This is a genomic window from Streptomyces canarius, assembly GCF_014650735.1.
GTDB classification, from domain to species: domain Bacteria; phylum Actinomycetota; class Actinomycetes; order Streptomycetales; family Streptomycetaceae; genus Streptomyces; species Streptomyces olivaceoviridis.
In genome coordinates this window covers 1-6,128 of sequence record NZ_BMVN01000130.1, presented here as the reverse complement: position 1 = coordinate 6,128, position 6,128 = coordinate 1, and the positions used below count along the sequence as shown (strand labels likewise).

Annotated in this window: 8 protein-coding genes and 1 pseudogene; 7 read left to right on the top strand and 2 right to left on the bottom strand. The window is 70.2% G+C overall.

The window, feature by feature from the left end; genetic code table 11:
* Together IE294_RS46115 and IE294_RS46110 are read left to right on the top strand one after the other, a co-directional pair.
* A partial coding sequence (locus IE294_RS46115) for an oligopeptide/dipeptide ABC transporter ATP-binding protein (protein ID WP_189895294.1) occupies positions 1 to 346 on the top strand: 346 nt, incomplete at its 5' end.
* 254 nt (positions 347 to 600) lie between these two features.
* Positions 601 to 1,341: a class I SAM-dependent methyltransferase gene (locus IE294_RS46110; RefSeq protein ID WP_189895293.1), complete on the top strand. Its 741-nt coding sequence runs from the start codon at positions 601 to 603 to the stop codon at positions 1,339 to 1,341.
* Between the two features lie 31 nt (positions 1,342 to 1,372).
* Here the strand turns inward: IE294_RS46110 and IE294_RS46105 are convergent, their stop codons facing one another.
* Positions 1,373 to 2,701, bottom strand: coding sequence for an NsdA family TPR-like regulatory protein (locus tag IE294_RS46105; protein WP_189895292.1), 1,329 nt, complete (start codon positions 2,699 to 2,701; stop codon positions 1,373 to 1,375).
* A 166-nt stretch (positions 2,702 to 2,867) separates the two neighbouring features.
* Here IE294_RS46105 and IE294_RS46100 point away from each other — a divergent pair, with 166 nt between their 5' ends.
* From IE294_RS46100 to IE294_RS46080, 5 genes and pseudogenes are all read left to right on the top strand, one after another.
* Positions 2,868 to 3,293, top strand: a complete 426-nt coding sequence (locus tag IE294_RS46100) for an ATP-binding protein (protein ID WP_229918233.1) — start codon at positions 2,868 to 2,870, stop codon at positions 3,291 to 3,293.
* A gap of 56 nt (positions 3,294 to 3,349) precedes the next feature.
* Positions 3,350 to 3,769 (top strand): hypothetical protein, encoded by a 420-nt coding sequence (locus IE294_RS46095; RefSeq protein ID WP_189895291.1) that lies wholly within the window; start codon positions 3,350 to 3,352, stop codon positions 3,767 to 3,769.
* The gene (locus tag IE294_RS46090; RefSeq protein WP_189895290.1) at positions 3,766 to 4,395 is read left to right on the top strand and encodes a hypothetical protein; all 630 of its coding nucleotides are present in this window, start codon (positions 3,766 to 3,768) and stop codon (positions 4,393 to 4,395) included. Before IE294_RS46095 ends, IE294_RS46090 begins: the two co-directional genes overlap by 4 nt.
* Positions 4,396 to 4,678: 283 nt before the next feature.
* Positions 4,679 to 5,233 carry a protein kinase family protein gene (locus IE294_RS48865; RefSeq protein WP_229918232.1) on the top strand — a complete coding sequence of 185 codons (555 nt, stop codon included), beginning with the start codon at positions 4,679 to 4,681 and terminating at the stop codon, positions 5,231 to 5,233.
* Positions 5,227 to 5,753: pseudogene (locus IE294_RS46080) on the top strand (GNAT family N-acetyltransferase). The gene IE294_RS48865 and the pseudogene IE294_RS46080 overlap by 7 nt, the downstream one beginning before the upstream one ends.
* On the opposite strand, the gene IE294_RS46075 reads toward IE294_RS46080, so the two are convergent.
* Positions 5,750 to 6,128 (bottom strand): oligopeptide/dipeptide ABC transporter ATP-binding protein (locus IE294_RS46075; RefSeq protein ID WP_373315969.1); only part of this gene is annotated, 379 nt, incomplete at its 5' end. The pseudogene IE294_RS46080 and the gene IE294_RS46075 sit on opposite strands and share 4 nt — an antisense overlap.

Sequence of the window (6,128 nt, the reverse complement as noted above, 5' to 3'; positions counted from 1 at the left end):
TCTCGGCAAGATCGTCGAGATCGGCGACCGCGAGGACCTGTACGACAACCCGCGCCACCCCTACACCCGGGCCCTGCTCTCCGCCGTGCCCGAGGCCACGGTGGACGAGGAGCCGCGCGAGCGCATCCGCCTGACCGGCGACGTGCCGTCGCCGATCAACCCGCCCTCCGGCTGCCGCTTCCGCACCCGCTGCTGGAAGGCGACCGAGAAGTGCGCCACGGAGGCACCGCCGCTGGTGCAGGCGGAGGGCAACAAGCCGGGCCACCTGACGGCGTGCCACTACCCGGAGACGGAGCCCACGATCCCGGCCCCCCGTCTCTCCAAGGACCCCGAGGCGGCGGCCTGACACACCCCTTTCCGTCAGCCGCCCCCTTGCGGATCGGACTTTCACGGCCCATTGACCCGAGCCCTTGATCGTCCGCTCCAGGGGACGAGGGCCCGTGCCTCCCCAGGCACGGGCCCTCCTCCGCGTTCCGGGCGTCCGCTGTCCGCAGGTCCGTCTTCGGGGTCGGCCCGCGCCGACGACCCTGTCGGCAGGAAGACTTCGAGAAGTACCCCGTTCCTGACCCACCGTTCAACACCGTGTGTCAGACTGCCGCGGTGGTGGATCACGTCTTTGCCGATCTCTCGCTCGCCGCTCTCTACGACAGCCTCAACCCCTGGGGACCGGGTGACGACTTCTACCTCGGTCTGCTGCGGGACGCCGGCTCCGTGCTGGACATCGGGTGCGGCACCGGTCGGTTGCTGCGGCGGGCCCGCGCCGAGGGGCACCGGGGGCGGCTGATGGGCCTCGATCCGGCCGCCGCCATGCTCGTCCAGGCGCGGCGGGCCCGGCCGGACGTCGAGTGGGTGCTCGGCGATGTGCGGGTGCGGCGGTGGCAGGAGGAGTTCGACCTCGTCGTCATGACCGGGCACGCCTTCCAGGAGCTGGTGACGGACGAGGAGATCCGGGTCTGCCTGCGCGCCGCCCGCGCGGCCCTGCGGGACGGGGGGCGGTTGGTGTTCGAGACCCGCAATCCGGGTGCCCGTGCCTGGGAGCGGTGGACCCCGGACCGGGTGCACGAGATCACCGCCGCCGACGGCACGCCGGCGCGGGTGTGGCACGAGGTGCGGGGCGCGGACCCGGACCGGGGCCGGGTCCACTTCACGGAAACCTACGCCGGCCCTGCCTGGCCCGCCCCCCGGGTCAACCACAGCGTCCTGCGCTTCCTGGACGGCGGGACGCTGGCGGCCTTCCTCGCGGAGGCGGGCCTGACCGTCACCGCACAGTACGGCGACTGGAACCGGGGCCCGCTGACGGACACCGCCCCGGAGATCATCACGGTGGCCCGCCGGGGCTAGCAGCACCTCGCCTGGTACTGCTTCAGGTTCGCTACGCGGCGGCCTTCTGCCGGGCGACCTCGCGGACGTGTTCGCCGAGTTGTCGCACGGTCCGGCTCTTGCGGGTGGCGACGTGCCTCTTCAGAGTGTCGAAATGCTCGTCTCCGCGGGAGGTCGACAGAGCGGTGTAGTCGTCCAGGAACAGCTCCCACGTAGCGCACGCGGCATCGACGTGCCCGAGTTCCCACTGCCGGGAAGCAAGGAGGCCGTTGGAATGTACGCGGCCCTGACGCTCGTGTGCGGGTCGGGCCCGGTTGGACTGCCGCATTGCCTTGATGGAGCCGGGCAGGTCGCCCAGGGCGTAGAGGACGCTGCTGACGTGGAACAGGTAGGCGGCCTGGTCGTAGCCGCCGACGGCATCGTTACGGCCGTCGGCCTTCGACAAGGCGTCCTCGGTCTCCCGTAGCCGGTCGAACGCCTGCTGCCGGTCGCCGACCAAGGCCGCGCCGTGTGCCTGCTGCCCGCGCAGAAAGGCGACCAGGCGCGGGCCGGCCGCCGGTGCGGCTTCGGCGGCGGAGTCGGCCAGTCCGAGGGCCTTCGAAGCATGCTTGAGGCTGGCCGCCTGCAACGCCATGCCACGCAGGGTCCGGCAGTAAGTGATCTGGTCGCCGCCTTCCTTGGCAAGGTCGAGGGCCTGCACGAAGTAGCGCTGTCCGAGACCGTGAGCCCGTTCGTACATGGCCATCCAACCGGTCAGGTACACGAAGTCGCTGGCGGCAGCGAGCAGATCGCCTTTCACCCTGCCCGAGGCATCGGCGTCCAGCCACGGCAGGACGGTGTTCGCGAGGAATGCCGCTGCCATGGGACGAGCGTGTCCACCGCCGAGGTCGTCCAGAACCGTCGCGATGTGGTCCGTCATCCGCTGAACCGTGACGACTTCGCCCGCGCCGACCCGCACCGTACGCCCGGCCTTCACGTCGTCGTCGGCATGGTCGAGCCGCTCGCCCAGGTCGGAGAAGCTCGGGACCATCAGGGCCGCCGAATAGAGCCCGGCAGCAAGTACTCCGCGTCGCGACGGGTCCATGTCGCTCCTCACGAGATCCACCAGGGCGGCGGACGTGTGCGCGTCCTCACCGGGGAATCCGGCCTCGGCGAACGTTACGACGCGACCGACCCTCCGTGAGAGCGCTTCGAGTACAGCCGCCCGTGCTTCCTCCTTCGGAACGCTTCCCTTGAGCCAGTGCGTGACGGTGCTGGCGTCGTAGTGCAGCTCCACCCCGCCCTCGGCCGCCGTACGGTTCACCGCTCGCGCCAGCTGCCCGTTTCCCCAGTCGGCCTCACGCATCAGCCCGGCGAGGGCCGTGTTCGGTGTGCGTCCCATGTCCAGCTCCCCTGGCGTTCAACGCATTCAACGGCTCTACCAGCATGGACCGTTCTCACTGCGGGCGTACCCGCGTTGGATGGATATCAGCCGCCGCGAGCACAGCCTCGCATGTCCGGCGGCAGCCCGACGGGGCCGGGTGCCCCACCCCCGAGGAGACGACTACGTGACCACGACCGCCACGAGACCGATGTCAAAGGGCGATCCCGGCTACACCGAGACGATGCCCTGTGAACCGCAGTCCGCGAAGAGAGCCCGGACCCTGGTCGCCGCCGCGCTGAACACCTGGGGAAGAGGGGACCTGCTGGACGCCGGAATACTGATCGCGGACGAGCTGGTGACGAACGCGGTCAACCACACCCGCTGTCGCACGATCCGGCTTGTGGTCCGGCGCGTGCCCCCGGACCGGGTACGGATCGGCGTCGCCGACACCTCCCGCGAAGTCCCCTGCGTCGGGATGCCGGACGAGGATTCCGAGAACGGCCGTGGCCTGGTCCTGATCGACACACTGAGCGACCGCTGGGGGTACGACCTGCACCCCACATGGAAGCTCGTCTGGGCTGAACTCACCGTGAAATCACCGAAGTGCTGAGACTGCACACCCGCGTCCTCGAACAGCACTCGCACCGAACCGAGAGGAGCACCACCATGAACGGCACCCTGAGCCCCGAGCGGATCGACCTCGGGCGGTTCTTCAGTGTCGCCGCCGAGCGATTGGCCGCCGGTCACGCGGTCGTGGAGATGTTCTCCGGCGCCATCGACGCCGAATGGCACCGTTTCCTGGACGACCCGGAATACGCCGCGTTCTCCACGGACCTCGCCGGAGGTGTCCTCGGCCACGTCGCCGCGGCCGGCGCCGGTGAGATCTCGTGGGTCGCCGTCTACGAGAAGAGGTTCGGCATGTTGTCGGAGGTCTGGTTCACCGACGCAGACGGCACGGTCGACGCCGGTGCCCTCGCCCGCTACCGGGAGACCGGCGCCGTGGTTGCGGAGTGGGACTGCTCGCCCACCAGCGGAGACGGCGACGATGTCATGCGGCAGGAGCCGGAGAAGGCCACAAGGCGGTGACCAGCACGCGCCCCGACGGAGCGCTCCGGCCCACCGCCGGGGCGCTCCGCCTCGTCGAAGCTCGCACCACGCGTCCGAGGACCGTGGGCATCACCTCGTACGCACAGGCCGTTACCGTCAACTGCCCCTGTCTCGCACCATCCCTCGAACGGGGATTGACCCGCTGGACCGTCTATGAAGCCGTCGGCGATGGCGAAGCCGTCGAGGCCGAGGTGTTCGGTGCCGGGGTACAGACAGCGGAATGCGTAAGGGCCGCAGCCGCACGTCGTCATGGTTCGCTCGTCTGCGAGAACATCGTCCTTCTGAACGTGGCCGACGACGCGATGACCTGGCCTCACTGGGCACTGAAGAACCTCTATGGTCCAGTCGGTTTGATGTTCGGGAAGTTCCGCGAGGGCGAGGAGGACACCGATCGGCGCGGGCTGTGTATCCCCGCGCCGCCGGTGGCGTTCATGCCTGTGCGGGTCGCCGTACGGCCGCGTGACCCGCGCTTCCTCGCGGCGACACCCGACTTGGCCCACGCCGTGGCGAACGCGGTCGATGACGGCCGGGTCGTCTTGGCAGGCATGCCGCAGGAATGGAAGGACGTGAAACGGTGGGCGCAACGCCTCCTGCTGAAGCGGTAGGAGCACTCGAAGCGTGCTTCGGCCCGGTCTCGTACGACCTGCTCAGCGACCGGCGCGGGTCCCGCGCGTGGAAGGTCACCGCCGGCAGGACCAGGGTGGTGCTGAAGGCCAACACCCCGGAGGCTGAGAGGTCCCGCGACAAGGCAGCCGAAATGGCGCAGGAAGATGAGCACCTGCTCCGCCTGGCCCGAGCAGGTGCCCTCGACTCCGCCTACCGGGTCGGCGCCGGTGCATGGAAGGGCGGCAGGTGGCTGGCCGTACGTTGGATCAACGGCGCACTCGTGTGGAACGCCCTCTCCCCACCCGGGACATCGAAGGCAGCAGCCGAGCGCACCGCGCGCTCCTGCTGTGCGTGGCCCGCACCTGGGCCGCGCGCCTGGCCCCCATGCATGCGGCAGGGTGGGCGCATGCCGATGTGCAGCCGACCAACACCCTGGTGACCGACGACGGCGTGTCCGAGATCATCGACTACGCCCTGGCGTGCGGCCCCGACGATGGCCGGCGCCTCCCCTACCGAGGCGCCCTCACCCACACCCCCGCCTCCGAGATCGCCGCCGCCGTTCTCGACACCGGCCCCGATGTTCACATTCCTGCGCGTCCCGCGGCTGACATCTGGAGCCTGGGCGCTTCACTGTTCTGGTGCTGGACCGCCCGTCGTCCCGGCGTCTACGAGGACGGCGACGATCGCCGGGAGAAACTCCGCGCCTTGGCCGACCGGCGCCTTCACGCCCTCCACGATGTCCGGCCCTGGCCGTTCCCGGCCCTGGAGGAGCTGATCAACGCGTGCATGGCGCCCGTCAGTGACCGCCCCACCGCCGAGGAGATCGCCACATGGTGACCCTGCGCCCCTTCGCCCTTGATGACGCGCCCGCACTCCAGCAGATCGTCTCGGGTCACACCGCCCGTTTCACCCACGGCCACGACATGACCGCCGAGGAGGCGGCAGCCACCATCCATGGATACATCGACCACGACCAGGGCGACCCGCGTACCCACTGGAATCCCGGCATCGAAGTCTGCGGCGATCTGATCGGTCTGGTGAAGGCGCGTCTGCGAGCCGACGGCGCCGCTGCCCTGAGCTATCTCCTCCGCGAGGACTCCTGGGGGACGGCTACGCCACTGACGCCGTACGGCAATTCATTCCCCTCGTCTTCGCCGACGGGGTGCGGCACATGGAAGCCAAGCACCACCCCGGCAACGCGGCCTCGGGCCGAGTCCTGGTGAAGGCGGGCTTCGTGTCGATCGGCGTCAGCCCGGCCCAGCAGATCGGCGACCGGACGATCCCGCCTCACCCCCTCTACGAGCTCCGCGCCGAGGTGCCCTCGCGCCCGAGGGCACCGGTGCGCGGCCGTCCCTAACCCGCCTGGTCCTCCTCCAGTGCCGCCAGTGCCGGGTCCAGGACGATGTCCTCCTCGCGGGCCTCGACGGTCGGCTCCTCCGGGAAGTGGCAGGCCGTCAGGTGGCCGCCCCGGTTGCCGGAGAGCTGGAGCAGCGGGGGCTCCTCGGCCGCGCACTTGTCCTGTGCCTTCCAGCAGCGGGTGCGGAAGCGGCAGCCGGAGGGCGGGGAGATGGGGGACGGCACGTCGCCGGCGAGGCGGATGCGCTCGCGCTGCTGCGCCTCCCCTGCCGTCAGGGTCACCTCGGGGACGGCGGACAGCAGGGCGTGGGTGTAGGGGTGGCGCGGGCGGGTGTAGATAGAGTCCCGGTCGCCCACTTCGATGATCTTGCCGAGG

Bases quoted from the DNA above. Each gene is read 5' to 3' on its own strand.
- IE294_RS46105 (WP_189895292.1), bottom strand. From the start codon at position 2,701: ATGGGACGCACACCGAACACGGCCCTCGCCGGGCTGATGCGTGAGGCC.
- IE294_RS46095 (WP_189895291.1), top strand. From the start codon at position 3,350: ATGAACGGCACCCTGAGCCCCGAGCGGATCGACCTCGGGCGGTTCTTC.